Below are 15,635 nucleotides of genomic sequence, written 5' to 3'. Positions count from 1 at the left end.
CCCCCGGCCGGTCTTGCGGCCGAGCAGCCGCGCCTCGACCATCCGGGCGAGGAGCGGGGGAGCGGCGTACAGCGGCTCCTTGAACTCCTCGTACAGCGACTCGGCGACCGCCTTGACGGTGTCGAGGCCGATCAGGTCGGCGAGGGCGAGGGGGCCCTGGGGGTGGGCGGCGCCGAGGACGAGCCCGTGGTCGATGTCCTCGGCGGACGCGAAGCCCGACTCGAACATCCGGATCGCGGAGAGGATGAACGGGATCAGCAGCGCGTTGACCACGAAGCCGGCCCGGTCCTGGCAGTCGATCGCGGTCTTGCCGAGGTCGTCCTGGACGAACGCGCGGGCCCGCTCGGTCGTGTCCGGGTCGGTCATCAGCGAGGGGACGAGCTCGACGAGCTTGAGCACCGGGACCGGGTTGAAGAAGTGCACGCCCAGGACGTGGGTCGGCCGGCTCGTCGCGACTGCGAGCTTCATGATCGGGATCGAGGAGGTGTTGGACGCCAAGATCGCGTCCGGGCTGGTGACGATCTCGTCGAGGCGGCGGAACAGGTCGGTCTTCGCGTGCTCGTCCTCGACGATCGCCTCGATGACGATGTCCCGGTCGGCGAGCAGGCCGAGGTCGTCGACCACCCGGATCCGATCGAGGACGGCGGAGGCCGACTCGATCTTGCCGCGGCTCTCCGCGCGCTTGAGCGAGGCCTCCAGCCGGACCCGCGCGCCCTCGACGGCCTCGGCCGACGACTCGACGACGATCACGTCCTTGCCGGCGCGGGCGTTGACCTCGGCGATGCCCGATCCCATCAGGCCGCCGCCGACCACTCCCACGCGCTCGATGCTCGTCATCTGCTCCCCTTGCTCGATTTACTAGGACGTCCTAGCAACGTAAGGGTGACCGGTCAGTAGGGCCAGTTCAGGCGAGCGCCGCGTCCACCGCGGCGACCAGCGCGTCGCAGGTGCGCTCCACCATGTCCAGCACGGCACGGAAGCCGTCCTCCCCGCCGAAGAACGGATCGGGTACGACGCCGCCCGGCTCCGCGGGGTCGAAGTCGCGGAACAGCCGCACCCGCGCCGGATCCGCGTCGCCGAGCGCACGCAGCTCGCGCAGGTTGTCGTGGTCCATCGCGAGGACCAGGTCCTGCTCCTGCAGCCAGGACGCGACCACGCTCCGGGCGCGGTGCCTGCTGGCGTCGTACCCCTGGGCGGTGAGCAGGGCCGCGGCCCGGCGGTCCATCGCCTCGCCGACATGCCAGGTGCCGGTGCCGGCGCTGACCACCTCGACCCGGTCGTCGAGCCCGGCCCCGGCGACGCGGGACGCCAGCACGACGTCGGCCATCGGAGAGCGGCAGATGTTGCCCAGGCACACGAGCGCGATCCGGTAGCTCCCCGGCTCGCGGGGCGGCGGAGCGGGCGTCATCAGTCGTCGACCCCGACGATCGCGTCGAGGATCCAGGTGGTGACGCTGATGATGATCGAGCCCCACACCGCCGGCCAGAACCCGTCGACGTGGAAGCCGATGTCGACCACGTCGGCCAGCCACGCGGTCAGCCGCAGCAGCAGGGCGTTGAGCACGACCAGGAACAGGCCGAGCGTCAGCAGGATGAACGGGATCGACAAGAAGGTGAGCAGCGGCTTGACCCAGGCGGTGATCGCGCAGGAGATGAGAGCCACCAGCACCAGCGGGACGATCTTGTCCTCGAGCTCGGCCCGCCCCTCGCTCGCCCCCTCGAACCGGATGCCGGAGATCAGCTGCGCCGCGACGGCGAGCGCGGCGATCGTGATCGCCCAGCGGGAGAGGAAGGCCACCATGCGGTCAGTGTGTCATCGGGGGTGTCATCGGGCCGGTCACTCCAGCCCGAGCGCCTCGACGATCTTCACCTCGGCGTGCTCGATGTGGTGGCGCAGGAAGGCGTGCGCGCCGTCCGGACCGTCGATCCGGCCGGCCTCCAGCAGCTCGACCAGGCCCTCGTGCGACCCGGCCTCGTCGTGGGCGTTGCGGTCGATCCGCTCGACCTGCGCCAGCGCGAGCCTCAGCTCGTCCATGAGCGCCTCGGCCATCTGCACCAGCCGCTGGATGCCGGTCAGCTCGACCAGCGAGACGTGGAAGGCCAGGTGACGCTCGTTGAGCTCCTCGTACGACGCCTCGCCGCTGCGCACTGCCGCCGTGTAGGCGTCGAGGGTGGTGCGCACCCGCGCCCGTCGTACGTCGTCCGCCTCCGGCCACGCCAGCACCCCGGCTCCCTCGAGCACCCACCGGGCGCGGCACACGTCGCGCACGGAGTCGGCGCGCGGCGTCGCGACCATCACGCCGCGGTGCGGCTCACGGGTCGCGAGCCCCTCGGCCACCAGCACGGTCAGGGCCTCGCGGACGGTGGGGCGGGAGACCCCGAAGGACTCCGCGAGAGCCACCTCGCGCAACGGCGTGCCGCTCTCCAGCTCCCCCTCGAAGACCGCCCGCCGGATCTCGGCAGCCACCCGCGACACGGTGGACGCGTGCTCGACGCTGAGCGGGGTGAACGGCGTCTTCGGCGGCGTGGCAGGTCCGGCCATGGCCCCATTCTGCAAGCCCGGGCACCGTCTAGGGTGAGGGCGTGTCTCCCGAGCCCCCGACCGACGGCCCGTCCCTCGAGGTGAGCGGCGGCCGCGGAGTGCGGGCGGCCATCGCCGTCGGTGGCGTGCTGTCGGCCCTCGCGGTGGTCGCCGTCGCCGCATTCCTGCTCGTGGGCCGCGACGGTGGCGACGGCGGCAAGGTCGGTGGGGACACCAGCAGTACGGCGACGGAGGGGTCGACGACGAAGGCGCCGCTCGACCTGCCCACGCTCGATCCCTCGGACTTCCCGAGCGACCTGCCGACGCCCGCGCCGAGCCTGCCCACCGAGCTGCCGAGCGTGCCGGACGGCCCGACGGGCCGGCCGACCAAGGCTCCCAGCGGGATGCCGTCGGGACTGCCGAGCGACCTCCCGAACTTCCCGACGAACCCCGCCGACCTCGAGTCGGGGTTCTCCGACCACCTCGAGAACATGGAGCCCTGACGCCATGCCTCCGCAGGGGCGTGCTGACCGCGATCGCGCTCGTCCTGTTCGTGGCGCTGGTCGCGGTCGTCACCACGGTGAACCGATCCGGCCGACCCGCTCCATCCCCTGGCGCCGCACGGGACGGCCCGGACGGCGTACCGCCCTCGCAGCCGCCGCCCTGGTCGCGGTCCTGGCCCTGGCCGCCGGGCTCGTCGTGCTGCTGCGGGGCCCGGGGCCGCAGGGCGTCGCGGAGGACTACCTCCGGGCGAGCTGGACCGGACGCTGGCGCGCCATGTGCGAGGCGGCGACCGAGCAGTGGCGCACCTACCTCTTCCAGGGGGTGCCCTACGCCGACTGCGCCGCCTACGCCGACGCCGACGCATCGGCGGGACGGGGATCGGCCTTCGACCCCTACCGCGAGGACACCGAGATCACCGTGAGCGTCGAGCCCTTCAGCGAGGGCGACGGCCGGGCCCGGGTGAGCTACGAGGTCGAGCTGCGCTACCACGGCGCGGACCGCGCGGGATTCGACGCGATCTGGCAGGGCGCGCGCCCGATCGACCGCGGGACCGTCGAGCTGGTCGAGGTCGACGGGGACTGGCGCGTCGCCGGCGTCGACGCCGGCTGATCCTCGCCGGCCGACCCTCGCCGGCCGACCCTCGCCGGCTGGCCTCCGCGCGACACCGCGGCCGGTTCGACCGGGCCGCTGCGTGGCATGATGCCCGCCGACTGCCCGCCCGCCGAGGAGAGTGCGATGCCCGACCCGAACCAGCCCACCCCTCCCGCCGGTTGGTATCCCGACGGCCGCGGCGGGCAGCGCTGGTGGGACGGCACCCAGTGGACCGAGCACACCCAGCCGCCCGCTCCGCCCGGCCCGTCCGGCCCGTCCGGCCCGTCCGGCCCGAGCGACGCCACGGTCATGGCGCCGCAGCAGCCCGCGCAGCCGCGGCAGCCCGCGCAGCCGCGGCCGCCCGCGCACCCGCCGGCGCAGCAGTACGGGCAGCAGCCGCCCTTCCCGCAGCCGCCCTTCCCACAGCAGTACGGGCAGCAGCAGTACGGGCAGCCGGCGTACGGCCAGCCCTCCTGGACTCCGCCGTCCGGCGGCAAGGGCGGCCGGAGGCTGCCCATGATCATCGGTGGCGCGGTGGTCGCGCTCCTGGCCGCCGTCCTGCTCGTCGTGGTCCTGGTCAAGGCCCTCGGCGGGGGGAGTCCCGAGGACGTCGCGAAGGAATACCTGACGGCGAGCTTCGAGAGCGACTACGGCACGGTCTGCGAGCTGACCGCCGAGGACCAGCGCGAGTCGCTGATCGAGGACGCCGACGACTGCGGCGACTACGCCGAGGAGCAGGCGAAGGAGGAGGACGAGGAGTCCGAGCAGTACGAGGACGACTACGACCTCTCCATCGACGACATCCGCGGCAACTTCGACTTCGAGGTCGAGATCGAGGACGTCGACGAGAAGGGCGACGACGAGGCGGTCGTCGAGGTCAGGCAGACGACCGAGTACACCGAGGACGACGACTTCCTCGACGAGGAGCTCGACGGCGACCGGTCGAGCTCCTCGACCTTCCGGATGAGGCTCGTCAAGGAGGACGGCGACTGGCGGGTCGCCGAGCCCTACGTGCTCGACTGAGGTACGACTGAAGGCATGCGCTCCTTCGCCGCCACGGTGGCCGTCCTGGTCGCGACCCTCGTCGCGCCGCTCGCCATCGCGAGCACCTGGCTGACGGCCCGCGTCGACGACCGGGACGAGTACGTCGACACCGTCGCCGGACTCGCGCACGACCCGACCGTGCGCCAGGTGCTGGCCGATGCCGCCGCGGACGCCGCAGTGTCGGCGCTCCAGCAGCACATCCCGGTCGGGCTGCCCGAGGAGGTGCGGGCGTGGGCGGGAAGAGCAGCCACGATGGTGGTCGAGAGCCCGGAGTTCCCGGAGTTCTGGCGCACGGCGAACGGTGACCTGCACGACCAGGTGCTGGCGGTCCTCGAGCACCCGGACGCGCCGGCGGACGGCTCGATCACGGTCGACGCGGGTCCGCTCGTCGCCCAGGTCCTGCTCGAGCTGGAGGACCGGGGCATTCCGGTCGGCCTGCTGCCCGACGTCGCGCTGCGGGTGCCGGTGATGCAGGAGGCGAAGGTCGCGGAGGCCGGCCCGGCGTACCGCACCGTCGACGGCCTCCTGCGCCTGATTCCCTTCGTCGGGCTGGGGCTGGTGGTGCTGGCCGTGCTCGTCGCACGCGGCTGGCGCGGCCGGCTGCGCGCGCTGGGCCTGGCCCTGCTCGGGCTCGCCCTCGCCGCGGTCGTGGTGCTCCTCGCCGCCGACCCGGTCGCCACGGCGGCGCTCGACCGGGTCGAGGCGGAGCGTCGCGAGCTGGCCGGAGTCCTGGTCGACACCGTGGTCGGATCCCTCGAGTCCTCGGCCCGCGGCCTGCTGCTCGCCGCGCCGGTGGGCCTGGTCCTGGTGGTGCTCAGCCTGTGGTCGCGGCGTCGCCACGGTTCGGCCGTCCGGGAGCACGACTACCACTAGGCTCACGCGCGTGAGTGATCAGTTCCCCCCGCCGGGGCGGCCGGGCGAGCAGCCCCCGACCCAGATGGCTCCGCCCGCGGGTGGCGCTCCGGTGCCGCCGTACGGCGCGCCGGGCCAGCCTCCGCAGCCGCCCGCCCCCGGCTACCCCCAGCCGGGCTACCCCCAGCCGGGCTACCCCCAGCCCGGCTACCCCCAGCCCGGCTACCCCCAGCCCGGGTACCCGGGAGGCGGCTACCCCGGTGGTCCGGGCTTCCCGGCGCCGCCGAGCAGCGGCGGCGGGAGGAGGAAGGGCCTGATCATCGGGATCGTGGCCGGCATGGTGGTGCTCGTGCTCGGCGTGGTCGCCGTGCTGGCGTTCACCGTCTTCGACGGCGACGACGACAAGGCGTCGGCCAAGGACGACGAGAGCTCCGCGACCACGGACGACGCGAGCGACGACACGGACGAGACCGACGAGCCGACCGAGGAGACCGAGGAGACCGAGGGCGCCGACCTGCCCGAGGGCGATCCGACCATCACGGCTCGGGCCTTCCTCGACTCGCTGCTCGAGGGCGACTGCCTCGCGGTCGAGGGCCTGACGACCCCGGACTACTTCGCCTCCGAGTTCACCGACCAGGCCGGTTGCGAGGCGGTGGCCGGCGACCTCGAGATGTCGAACGCCGAATACACGTTCAAGGAGCCCGAGCCGACGCTCGACGCCACCATCGTCAACGTCTACGGGGACGTCTACGCCCCCAGCACCGGCAAGACCCTCGACTCGACCTGGGCGCTCGACGGCACCAGCGGCGAGTGGCTGGTCGGCGGCTACAGCTACGTCGAGAAGTGACGCGTCGGGAGACGAGTATCGTGAGGGTGAAGGTGTGCTCCGGGTCACACGTCACGCCACCCCTGTGATGGATCCGGAACCACGGACCGACCCCCGCCCGTCGCGGTGATCCCGCGGCAGGCTGCAAGGAGTGGCGACCAGATGAGCGATCCCGTCTTCGGACCGGCCCCCGAGCGTGCACCCGATCCCGAGCTCGTCCAGCTCCTCACCCCCGAGGGTGAGCGCGTGCACCATCCCGGCTTCGACGTCGACTTCACGCCCGACGAGCTGCGCGGGTTCTACCGCGACATGACGCTCGTGCGCCGTCTCGACGTCGAGGCGACTGCGCTGCAGCGCCACGGCGAGCTCGGGCTGTGGGCCCAGCTGCTCGGCCAGGAGGCCGCCCAGATCGGCGCCGGCCGCGCCCTGGCGCCGCAGGACTTCGTCTTCCCGACCTACCGCGAGCACGGCGTGGCCTGGTGCCGCGGCGTCGACCCGGTCCGGCTGCTGTCGCTGTTCCGCGGGGTCGACCAGGGCAGCTGGGACCCGGCCGAGCACAACTTCGCCCTCTACACGATCGTGATCGGCGCGCAGACGCTGCACGCGACCGGCTACGCGATGGGCGTCCAGCGCGACGGCCTGGTCGGCACCGGCGACCCCGACCGTGACATGGCGGTCGTCGCGCACTTCGGCGACGGCGCCTCCTCCCAGGGCGACGTCAACGAGGCCTTCGTCTTCGCCGCGTCCTACAACGCCCCGGTCGTGTTCTTCTGCCAGAACAACCAGTGGGCGATCTCCGAGCCGTTCGAGCGGCAGTCCCGCATCCCGCTCTACCGTCGCGCCCACGGCTTCGGGTTCCCGGGCGTCCGCGTCGACGGCAACGACGTGCTGGCGACGTACGCCGTCATGAAGGCCGCGCTGCAGCGCGCGCGGGAGGGGCAGGGCCCGATCCTCATCGAGGCCTACACCTACCGGATGGGCGCCCACACGACGACCGACGACCCGACGCGCTACCGGCTCAGCGAGGACCTCGAGCACTGGAAGCTCAAGGACCCGATCGCGCGCCTCGAGGTCTACCTGCGCCGCAACGGGATGGCCGACGAGGCGTTCACCGCCGACGTCGCCGCCGAGGCCGACGCGCTCGGCGAGCGGATGCGCCGCGAGTGCCACGCCCTGCCCGACCCCTCGCCCCACGACCTGTGGGACCTGGTCCACGCCGAGAAGACGGCGGAGCTCGCCGCCCAGCAGGCCGAGTACGACGCGCACGCCGCGTCCTTCGAGGAGGCCCTGTCATGACGACGATGAGCCTCGCCAAGGCGCTCAACGCCGGGCTCCGCAGGGCGATGGAGGACGACGACAAGGTCGTGATCATGGGGGAGGACGTCGGCCGGCTCGGCGGGGTCTTCCGGATCACCGACGGCCTGCAGAAGGACTTCGGCGACGACCGCGTCATCGACACGCCGCTGGCCGAGTCCGGGATCGTCGGCACCGCCGTGGGCCTGGCGATGCGCGGCTACCGCCCGGTGGTGGAGATCCAGTTCGACGGCTTCGTCTACCCCGCCTACGACCAGATCGTGTGCCAGGTCGCGAAGCTGCACTACCGCAGCCGGGGCCGGGTGCGGATCCCGATGGTCATCCGGATCCCGTTCGGCGGCGGCATCGGCGCGGTCGAGCACCACAGCGAGTCGCCCGAGGCACAGTTCGTGCACACCCCGGGGCTCAAGGTGGTCGCCTGCTCCAACCCGGCCGACGCCTACGCGATGATCCAGCAGGCGATCCACGCCGACGACCCGGTGATCTTCCTCGAGCCCAAGCGGCTCTATCACGCGGCCAAGGCCGACGTCGATGAGGCGGCGCTGTCGGAGTCGCCCGCGCCGCTGTGGCAGTCGCGGGTCGTCCGTTCCGGCTCGGACGCCACCCTCGTCGCCTACGGCCCGACCGTCTCCACCTGTCTCGACGCCGCCACGGTCGCCGCGGAGGAGGGCCGCTCGCTCGAGGTCATCGACCTGCGCACGCTCTCGCCGCTCGACCTGGTCCCGGTGCACGAGTCGGTGCGGCGTACCGGACGCCTGGTGGTGGTCCACGAAGCGCACGTGACCCTCGGCCTCGGCGCCGAGATCGCCGCCCGGGTCACCGAGGAGTGCTTCCACTCCCTCGAGGCCCCGGTTCTGCGCGTCGGCGGCTTCGACACGCCGTACCCACCCGCCCGGATCGAGGAGGCCTTCCTGCCCGACCTCGACCGGGTCCTCGACGCCGTCGACCGCACCTTCGGGTTCTGAGGAGTCAGCTCATGAACGAGTTCAAGCTTCCCGACGTCGGCGAGGGCCTCACCGAGGCCGAGATCGTGGCCTGGCGGGTCAAGGAGGGCGACGTCGTGGCGATCAACGACGTCGTCGTCGAGATCGAGACCGCCAAGTCCATCGTCGAGCTGCCCTCGCCGTACGCCGGGCACGTCCTCGCGCTCCTCGCCGCGGAGGGCGACACCGTCGAGGTCGGCACGCCGATCATCCGGATCGGCGAGCCCGACGCGGCCACGGCACCCACGTCGGCGCCCACGTCGGAGCCCGTCCCGCCCCCGGCCAGCGAGGTGCCGACGGCTCCTGCGGAGCCACCGGTGTCGTCGGCGTCGGGGACCGATCCCATCGACACCAACGTCCCGCCCGAGGGCAACGCCACGCTCGTCGGCTACGGCCCCAAGCAGCGGGCCCTCAAGCGGCGCGCCCGCAAGGCGACGCCCGGCGAGGTCGCCGCGGTCGTCGTCCCCGGCCCCGTCGAGCCCTCCCGCCCGGCCCGTGCCCTCGCCAAGCCGCTGGTACGCCGCCTGGCCCGGGACCTGGGCGTCGACCTCACCGCCCTCGAGCCGACCGGACCCAAGGGCACGGTGAGCAAGGAGGACGTGCTCGCCGCCGCCGGAGGCGTGGCGCCGGGTGTCGCCGCCCCCCGGGTGAGCGCCGACCCGGCCGGCCGCGAGACGCGCGAGCCGGTCAAGGGCGTGCGCAAGAACATGGCCGCCGCGATGGTGTCGTCCGCCTTCACCGCCCCGCACGTCTCCGAATGGGTCACCGTCGACGCCACGGCCACGGTCGAGCTGGTCGACCGGCTCCGGGAGCGCCGGGAGTTCGCCGACGTCAAGGTGAGTCCGCTGCTCGTCGTCGCCCGCGCGTGCCTGCTCGCCCTGCGCCGCAACCCGTTGATCAACTCGACCTGGGACGAGGCCGCCCAGGAGGTCGTCGTCAAGCAGTACGTCAACCTCGGCATCGCTGCCGCCACCCCGCGCGGCCTGGTCGTCCCCAACGTCAAGGACGCCCACGCCCTGTCGCTGGTCGAGCTCGCGCAGGCGCTCGAGACCCTGACGACGACGGCTCGCGAGGGACGCACCCAGCCCGCCGACCTGGCGGGCGGCTCCTTCACGATCACGAACGTGGGCGTGTTCGGGGTCGACGGAGGCACGCCGATCATCAACCCCGGCGAGTCCGCGATCCTGTGCCTCGGCGCGATCCGGCCGCAGCCGTGGGTCGTCGGCGACCAGGTCGTCCCGCGCCAGGCGATGACCCTGTCGCTGTCCTTCGACCACCGCCACATCGACGGTGCCACCGGCTCGCGGTTCCTCGCCGACGTCGCCGGCCTCGTGAGCGACCCGGCGACCGCGCTCCTCTTCTAGCCCGTCGAGTTGCCCCCTCCTCACCGTCGAGTTGCCGCTTTCTCACCGTCGAGTTGCCGATGAGCTCACGGCGTATCCGGAGGACTGGCAACTGAAGGGTGAGAAAGCGGAAACTCGACGGAGGGGGTGACCGGGTGGTCGTGCGCTGGACCAATGCGGGCACCCACGTCGGCGACTTCGCCGGCATCCCGGCCACCGGCGGGTCGTTCACCATCGGCGGCATCGACATCTATCGCGTCGAGAACAGGCTGCTGGCCGAGCACTGGCACGTCGTCGACCAGCTCGCCATGCTCGGGCAGCTCGGCCTCCTGCCGGCCTGACGGGCGCCGGTGCGGCCCGCTTGGGGACAGCCGGTCGCAGGCGCGCCCGCGGGCCGGTAGAACGGGAGGATGACCGTCCCGCCCGTTCCCGTCCCGGCCGATCCCGGCGCGCCGGGCCCGGGCGACCGGCTCGGGCCGTACCGGATCGTGCGTTGGCTCGGTCGCGGCGGCATGGGGACCGTCTACGAGGCGATCGACACCACCTTGGGCCGCAGCGTCGCGCTGAAGCTGATCGTCGACCCGTACGCCGCCGATCCCGCGTTCCGGTCCGGCTTCGTGCGCGAGGCGAAGGCGCAGGCGTCGCTGGACTCGCCGCACGTGGTGCAGGTCTTCGCGCACGGCGAGATCGACGGGCGTCTCTACCTCGCCAGCCAGCTGGTGCCCGACGGCGACCTCGCCGCCGCGCTGCGTCGGCACGGTCGGCTCCCGGCGGGGGAGGCGCTCGAGCTCGTCGCGCAGGTCGCCGACGGCTTGGCCGAGGCGCATCGCGCGGGGCTCGTGCACCGCGACGTCAAGGCGTCCAACGTGCTGCTGCGCCGCCGCGGCACGCACACCGTCGCCTATCTCGCCGACTTCGGCATCGCCGGGCCGGCCGGCGGGGACTCACCTGCCGACGACGTCAGGGCGCTGGTCCGGCTGCTGCGCGACATCCTCTCCGAGGCGCCGGAGCCCGAGCTCGCGCGGCTGCTCGCCGAGCCGCCCGCCACGGCGGCCGGGTTGCGCGATGCCCTCCGTGCGGCGCTCCACGCCGAGCCCGCCCCGACCCCGCGCCGCCGGCGGGCCGCCCTCGCCGCCGCGGCACTGGTGGTCGTCGCGGGCGGGGCCGCCGTCATGGCGCCCGAGGAGGTCGAGCGGAGCCCGGCGACCCACGCCGCCCTCGCCGACAGCCTCGAGCGGGACGCCGGCCTGGACCGGTCGACGGCACGATGCACGGCCCGCGCGCTGGTGCGCGCCCACGGGCCGCGGCACCTCGAGGACCTGCCCGCCGACGTCGTGCTGACCGCCGCGGCCGGCTGCCTGTGGGCGACCTGACCCTCCTGCCGAGGCGTTGTCGATCGAGGCGTCGTCGATCGAGGGTCGATCGAGGGTCGATCGAGGGTCGATCGAGGGTCAGTCGCGTTCGGGCGTGGTCTCGTCCAGGAGCCAGTCGTCGAAGAAGGACGACAGCTCCTCGCCGGTCGTCGCCTCGATCCAGTCGAGGTACTCCCGCCGGTCGGCGGTGCCGTTGGCCTCGCGGGACGGCCACTCGCGCAGCAGCTCGAAGAACCTCTCGTCACCGACCCGCTCGCGCAGCTCCTGCCACATGAGCGCCGGCCCGTAGTAGATGTTGCCGTCACCGAACCGGGTCGGGTCGAAGGCGCCCGGCGGCCCGGACCGGGTGCGCAGGTCGGCCTCGAAGGACGCCCACTCGTCCATCTTCCCCACGACCGGGACGCCCTCCTGCTCGGACTCCCACATGCCCTGGAGATACATCGCCATACCCTCGTTCATCCACACGTCCGACCAGTCCGCGGGGGTGACCGTGTCGCCGTACCAGTGGTGCGCTGCCTCGTGCACGATGACGGCCTCCGACAGGCTGTAGGCGGTGTCGCCCAGGGTGACCATGGTCTGGGTCTCCATACCGCTTTCGTTGTCGACGACCAGCAGCCCGAAGCTGTCGAACGGGTAGGGGCCGAGGACCTTCTCGAGCCAGTCGATCGCGTCCGGCGCGGAGGCCGTCTCGCCGGGGGTGGGGTCGCCGTCGGCGTCCGTCCAGATCTGGATCGGCACGCCGCTCGCCGACTCGAGGTCGGTGTGCTGGAAGTCGCCGAAAGCCACCGTGACGAGGTACGACGACGCGGGCTCCGCCAGGTGCCAGGTGTTCACGCTCCGGCCGTTCTCGGCGGTCGAGGAGGCGAGCACGCCGTTGGCGACGCCGGACATCGGCGCCGGCGCGGTGAGGGTGAAGTCGTAGAGCGCCTTGTCGGAGGGGTGGTCGTTGACGGCGTACCAGGTGAAGGCGCCGTAGGGCTCCTGCAGGGTCCAGGTCTCGTGCTCGGGCGTGATGCTCCAGCCGACGCCCTGGGTGAAGTCGGCGCGCTGGCTCGGTGCCGGCGCCGGGGCGGGCGTGCCGGCGTACTCCAGGACCAGCTCGTACCGCTGGTCGGCCGCGATCGGGTGCGCGACGGTGAGGTCGTTGCCCTCGACGGTGACCTCGGCCGGGGTGCCGTCGACGGTGGCGGACGAGATCGCCAGCTGCTCGTTGAAGTCGAGCGGGATCCGCGGCGCGTCGCCGGTCGCCCGGAAGGTGAGCGTCTCGCGCGCCGTCAGTCGGTCGGCGTCGGGAGCCCAGGCGAGGTCGAGGTCGTAGTGCAGGGCGTCGACGAGCGGGTCGCCGATCTCGGGGTAGACCGAGTCCTCACGGGTGTCGTTGCGGGCGATCGCCAGGTCGCCCGCCGGCGCGCCGGCGTCCGGTGGGTTGACGGGCGAGCTGGTCGGCGAGGCCGACGACCGACCGGGGCCGGCGTCGCCGCCGGACGTCTGGCCGGCGCAGGCCGCCAGGGCGAGGCAGCCCATCGCTGCGCCGAGGACCTCGACGGCCTTCTTCATGGTCGCATCATGCCCGGCGGGCGAATCTGACACTCGCTCATCTTTGCGCGTCACCCGGCCCAGGGGCCGTCGTTGGAGCAGTGATCGGGGTCACTTCCGTGCGCCCCGGAGGCGGAGGTGGACCGATGGGCGACGCACAGGCCGCACCCGAGCGGGGCCGGAGGCGGGTCGCATTGGCCGCGCTCGCGGCCCTGTCCGTGGTCGGCGTCGCGCTCGCGGTGCCGGTGCCGGTGCCGGTGCCGGCGGCGGGGACGGGGGAGGGCGGGACCTCTCTCGCGGCGGCCGCCGAGCAGCGCAAGTCGGCGCTCGGCGTCCCGCACGACGACGCCCTGCTCGCCCCGCACGACCACCACGACCACCACGACCCGCGGACCAAGAACGAGGTCGCCCGCGGCCTGGCCGTCGGGGAGGCGGCGGGCGCCGACGTCGTCGACCCGACGACCGCGGCCGAGCGCACCGCCGCCGAGGAGTACGTCGAGCGCGAGCGCGCCCTTGCCGACCCGCGACTGGTGCCCACGGCGGCGTACCCGGCTCGGACCTCGGTGCCCGCCGACCGGTTCGCCATGGCCGGCGGCTGCTACACGCTCGCCGCTCCCGGCGGGACGTTCGGTCCGTACTACTTCAAGGCCACCCGCCTCGGCGGCTACCTGCTGCACACCGCCACCGGGGAGCTCGCGCGCACCGGGACCGGCGCGGTCACGGTCGCGGGGAAGCCGAGCCCGCAGGCCGACTGGACCGCGAGCGGCGTCCCCGGCGCCGACGGGACCTTCACCTTCGCCATCGACGGCGGTGGCGCGCTCGTCGCCCAGCCGGGTGGCGTCCTGGCGACGGCGCCCGTCGGCACGCCGTTCCGCGTCCGGCTCGCCACCGGCTGCCCGGAGTTCCCGGAAGCCGACGTCAACGTCAGCGGCGACCCCTTCGGCGGGGAGACGTCGTACCAGGAGGTCCGCGGCTTCGTCGACGCCCACACCCACGGCATGGCCTTCGAGTTCCTCGGCGGCCGGGTGCACTGCGGCCGGCCCTGGCACGCGTACGGCGCGCCCGCCGCGCTCGTCGACTGTCCCGACCACACCCTCACCGGCGGGAAGGGCGCGCTCCTGGAGTCCGTGCTGTCCGGCAAGGCGTCCCACGACCCCGTCGGCTGGCCGACCTTCAAGGACTGGCCGGCGCCGGAGTCCCTCACCCACGAAGGCACCTACTACCGCTGGCTCGAGCGGGCCTGGCGCGGCGGCCAGCGGCTGTTCGTCAACCTGCTCGTCGAGAACAACAAGCTCTGCCAGCTCTACCCGCTCAAGAAGAACTCCTGCGACGACATGACCTCGATCCGGCTCCAGGCCAAGGACATGTACGCGATGCAGGACTACATCGACGCCCAGTTCGGCGGGCCCGGCAAGGGCTTCTACCGGATCGTGAAGGACCCGTTCGAGGCGCGGCGGGTCATCAACGCCGGCAAGATGGCCGTGGTCATGGGCATCGAGACCTCGATCCCGTTCGGATGCACCTATAAGCGCATCCTGGGGCGCGACGTGCCCGCGTGCACGCCTGAGGAGATCGACGCCAACCTCGACGAGATGAAGGCGCTCGGCGTGCGCCAGATGGAGCTGGTCAACAAGTTCGACAACGCCCTGGCCGGGGTCGCGGGCGACGCCGGAGCGATCGGACCTCTCGTCAACACCGCGAACTTCCTCGAGACCGGCTCCTTCTGGGCGATGGAGCACTGCGAGCCCGCCGACGGCGAGTCCGCCGACAACCCGCAGATCACCCTCCCGGACATCACCGCCGGCCAGCAGGACGCCCTCTTCGGCGCCCTGGCCCAGGTCCTCGGCCTGCTCCCGGCGCTGCCGCTCTACCCGCAGCCAGCGCACTGCAACAAGCGCGGCCTCACCGAGCTCGGCGTGCACACGATCGAGGGCCTCGCCCGGCGCCACATGGTCTTCGACCCCGACCACCTCTCGGTCAAGGCCCGGGCCGCCTCGATGGACGTCATCGACGACCTCGGCTATCCCGGCGTCATCTCCAGCCACTCGTGGTCGACGCCCGACGCCTATCCGCGGATCTACCGGGCCGGCGGCTTCATCACGCCGTACGCCGGCGACTCGACCGGATTCGTCGCCAAGTGGCGCCGGCACCTCGGCTGGGCCGACAGCCGCTACTACTTCGGGTTCGGCTTCGGCGCCGACATCAACGGACTCGGCGCGCAGGGCAACCCGCGCGGTGCCGACGTGCCCAACCCGGTGCGCTACCCCTTCACCGGTCTCGGCGGCGTCACGATCGAGAAGCAGCGCGCCGGCCAGCGGGTGTGGGACATCAATGCCGACGGGGTCGCGCAGTACGGCCTCTACCCCGACTGGGTCGAGGACCTGCGCCAGGTCGCCGAGGCCCAGGAGCCCGGCGACGGCGAGCGGATCGTCGACGACATGGCCCGCGGCGCCGAGGCCTACCTGCAGATGTGGGAGCGGGCGTACGGCGTGCGGCCCGACTCGTGCCGCAACCCGGGCCTGCGGCCGACGGTGGCGCAGGCGCGCGATCTGGTGCGTCCGGGCATGACCACCGACGCCGTGCTGCGCGCGGTCGGCCAGCCCTACGAGCGGCTCGGGTCGTCGTACACGTTCTGTGCGCGCACCGACGGACGGGAGCGGGTCGAGGTCGCCGTGACCTTCGGCCCGGACGGCACGGTGACGGCGGTCCGCGCCTCGTGAGGTGAGAGGAAGGTCTCGCCCCACCGAAG

The 15,635-nt window shown here is 73.0% G+C and carries 16 protein-coding genes; 11 read left to right on the top strand and 5 right to left on the bottom strand.

Annotated features, from left to right (window positions below; translation table 11 throughout):
- The 4 genes from FHP29_RS01095 to FHP29_RS01080 form a co-directional block, all read right to left on the bottom strand.
- A partial coding sequence (locus tag FHP29_RS01095) for a 3-hydroxybutyryl-CoA dehydrogenase (protein ID WP_275669410.1) occupies positions 1-828 on the bottom strand: 828 nt, incomplete at its 3' end.
- 76 nt (positions 829-904) lie between these two features.
- Complete coding sequence (locus FHP29_RS01090; protein ID WP_139621031.1) at positions 905-1,408, bottom strand: low molecular weight protein-tyrosine-phosphatase; 504 nt, start codon at positions 1,406-1,408, stop codon at positions 905-907.
- Positions 1,408-1,800 (bottom strand): phage holin family protein, encoded by a 393-nt coding sequence (locus tag FHP29_RS01085; RefSeq protein ID WP_139621030.1) that lies wholly within the window; start codon positions 1,798-1,800, stop codon positions 1,408-1,410. Before FHP29_RS01085 ends, FHP29_RS01090 begins: the two co-directional genes overlap by 1 nt.
- A gap of 36 nt (positions 1,801-1,836) precedes the next feature.
- The gene (locus FHP29_RS01080; RefSeq protein ID WP_158296440.1) at positions 1,837-2,541 is read right to left on the bottom strand and encodes a GntR family transcriptional regulator; all 705 of its coding nucleotides are present in this window, start codon (positions 2,539-2,541) and stop codon (positions 1,837-1,839) included.
- A 41-nt stretch (positions 2,542-2,582) separates the two neighbouring features.
- Here FHP29_RS01080 and FHP29_RS01075 point away from each other — a divergent pair, with 41 nt between their 5' ends.
- From FHP29_RS01075 to FHP29_RS01030, 10 genes are all read left to right on the top strand, one after another.
- Positions 2,583-3,023, top strand: coding sequence for a hypothetical protein (locus FHP29_RS01075; RefSeq protein ID WP_158296439.1), 441 nt, complete (start codon positions 2,583-2,585; stop codon positions 3,021-3,023).
- Between the two features lie 196 nt (positions 3,024-3,219).
- The gene (locus FHP29_RS01070; RefSeq protein ID WP_139621027.1) at positions 3,220-3,633 is read left to right on the top strand and encodes a hypothetical protein; all 414 of its coding nucleotides are present in this window, start codon (positions 3,220-3,222) and stop codon (positions 3,631-3,633) included.
- A gap of 126 nt (positions 3,634-3,759) precedes the next feature.
- Positions 3,760-4,638 (top strand): DUF2510 domain-containing protein, encoded by an 879-nt coding sequence (locus FHP29_RS01065; protein ID WP_158296438.1) that lies wholly within the window; start codon positions 3,760-3,762, stop codon positions 4,636-4,638.
- Between the two features lie 15 nt (positions 4,639-4,653).
- Positions 4,654-5,532 carry a hypothetical protein gene (locus FHP29_RS01060; protein WP_139621025.1) on the top strand — a complete coding sequence of 293 codons (879 nt, stop codon included), beginning with the start codon at positions 4,654-4,656 and terminating at the stop codon, positions 5,530-5,532.
- A 10-nt stretch (positions 5,533-5,542) separates the two neighbouring features.
- Positions 5,543-6,358, top strand: coding sequence for a hypothetical protein (locus FHP29_RS01055; protein ID WP_139621024.1), 816 nt, complete (start codon positions 5,543-5,545; stop codon positions 6,356-6,358).
- Positions 6,359-6,499: 141 nt separating this feature from the next.
- Positions 6,500-7,633, top strand: coding sequence for a pyruvate dehydrogenase (acetyl-transferring) E1 component subunit alpha (gene pdhA, locus FHP29_RS01050; protein WP_139621023.1), 1,134 nt, complete (start codon positions 6,500-6,502; stop codon positions 7,631-7,633).
- Positions 7,630-8,616 carry an alpha-ketoacid dehydrogenase subunit beta gene (locus FHP29_RS01045; protein ID WP_139621022.1) on the top strand — a complete coding sequence of 329 codons (987 nt, stop codon included), beginning with the start codon at positions 7,630-7,632 and terminating at the stop codon, positions 8,614-8,616. The genes pdhA and FHP29_RS01045 overlap by 4 nt, the downstream gene beginning before the upstream one ends.
- Positions 8,617-8,627: 11 nt before the next feature.
- On the top strand, positions 8,628-9,998 hold the full coding sequence (locus tag FHP29_RS01040; protein ID WP_139621021.1) for a dihydrolipoamide acetyltransferase family protein: 1,371 nt from the start codon (positions 8,628-8,630) through the stop codon (positions 9,996-9,998).
- 98 nt (positions 9,999-10,096) lie between these two features.
- The gene (locus FHP29_RS01035) at positions 10,097-10,318 is read left to right on the top strand and encodes an ester cyclase (protein WP_139621020.1); all 222 of its coding nucleotides are present in this window, start codon (positions 10,097-10,099) and stop codon (positions 10,316-10,318) included.
- A gap of 69 nt (positions 10,319-10,387) precedes the next feature.
- Positions 10,388-11,350 (top strand): serine/threonine-protein kinase, encoded by a 963-nt coding sequence (locus tag FHP29_RS01030; RefSeq protein ID WP_139621019.1) that lies wholly within the window; start codon positions 10,388-10,390, stop codon positions 11,348-11,350.
- Positions 11,351-11,428: 78 nt separating this feature from the next.
- On the opposite strand, the gene FHP29_RS01025 is transcribed toward FHP29_RS01030, so the two are convergent.
- Complete coding sequence (locus FHP29_RS01025; protein ID WP_139621018.1) at positions 11,429-12,907, bottom strand: M1 family metallopeptidase; 1,479 nt, start codon at positions 12,905-12,907, stop codon at positions 11,429-11,431.
- Positions 12,908-13,032: 125 nt separating this feature from the next.
- On the opposite strand from FHP29_RS01025, the gene FHP29_RS01020 reads away from it, so the two are divergent.
- The gene (locus FHP29_RS01020; RefSeq protein WP_139621017.1) at positions 13,033-15,606 is read left to right on the top strand and encodes an amidohydrolase family protein; all 2,574 of its coding nucleotides are present in this window, start codon (positions 13,033-13,035) and stop codon (positions 15,604-15,606) included.
- The last annotated feature ends 29 nt before the right edge of the window (positions 15,607-15,635 follow it).

The sequence above is a fragment of the Nocardioides albidus genome, from assembly GCF_006335005.1.
Classification (GTDB): domain Bacteria; phylum Actinomycetota; class Actinomycetes; order Propionibacteriales; family Nocardioidaceae; genus Nocardioides; species Nocardioides albidus.
Note: the sequence above shows the minus strand (reverse complement) of the source record. Positions and strands in the feature narration are given on the sequence as shown.

What these genes read in the sequence shown, in the direction of transcription:
- FHP29_RS01090 (WP_139621031.1), bottom strand. Translation starts at nt 1,408, where the DNA reads ATGACGCCCGCTCCGCCGCCCCGCGAGCCGGGGAGCTACCGGATCGCG.
- FHP29_RS01085 (WP_139621030.1), bottom strand. Translation starts at nt 1,800, where the DNA reads ATGGTGGCCTTCCTCTCCCGCTGGGCGATCACGATCGCCGCGCTCGCC.
- FHP29_RS01080 (WP_158296440.1), bottom strand. Translation starts at nt 2,541, where the DNA reads ATGGCCGGACCTGCCACGCCGCCGAAGACGCCGTTCACCCCGCTCAGC.
- FHP29_RS01065 (WP_158296438.1), top strand. Translation starts at nt 3,760, where the DNA reads ATGCCCGACCCGAACCAGCCCACCCCTCCCGCCGGTTGGTATCCCGAC.
- FHP29_RS01060 (WP_139621025.1), top strand. Translation starts at nt 4,654, where the DNA reads ATGCGCTCCTTCGCCGCCACGGTGGCCGTCCTGGTCGCGACCCTCGTC.
- pdhA (WP_139621023.1), top strand. Translation starts at nt 6,500, where the DNA reads ATGAGCGATCCCGTCTTCGGACCGGCCCCCGAGCGTGCACCCGATCCC.
- FHP29_RS01045 (WP_139621022.1), top strand. Translation starts at nt 7,630, where the DNA reads ATGACGACGATGAGCCTCGCCAAGGCGCTCAACGCCGGGCTCCGCAGG.
- FHP29_RS01040 (WP_139621021.1), top strand. Translation starts at nt 8,628, where the DNA reads ATGAACGAGTTCAAGCTTCCCGACGTCGGCGAGGGCCTCACCGAGGCC.
- FHP29_RS01030 (WP_139621019.1), top strand. Translation starts at nt 10,388, where the DNA reads ATGACCGTCCCGCCCGTTCCCGTCCCGGCCGATCCCGGCGCGCCGGGC.
- FHP29_RS01025 (WP_139621018.1), bottom strand. Translation starts at nt 12,907, where the DNA reads ATGAAGAAGGCCGTCGAGGTCCTCGGCGCAGCGATGGGCTGCCTCGCC.
- FHP29_RS01020 (WP_139621017.1), top strand. Translation starts at nt 13,033, where the DNA reads ATGGGCGACGCACAGGCCGCACCCGAGCGGGGCCGGAGGCGGGTCGCA.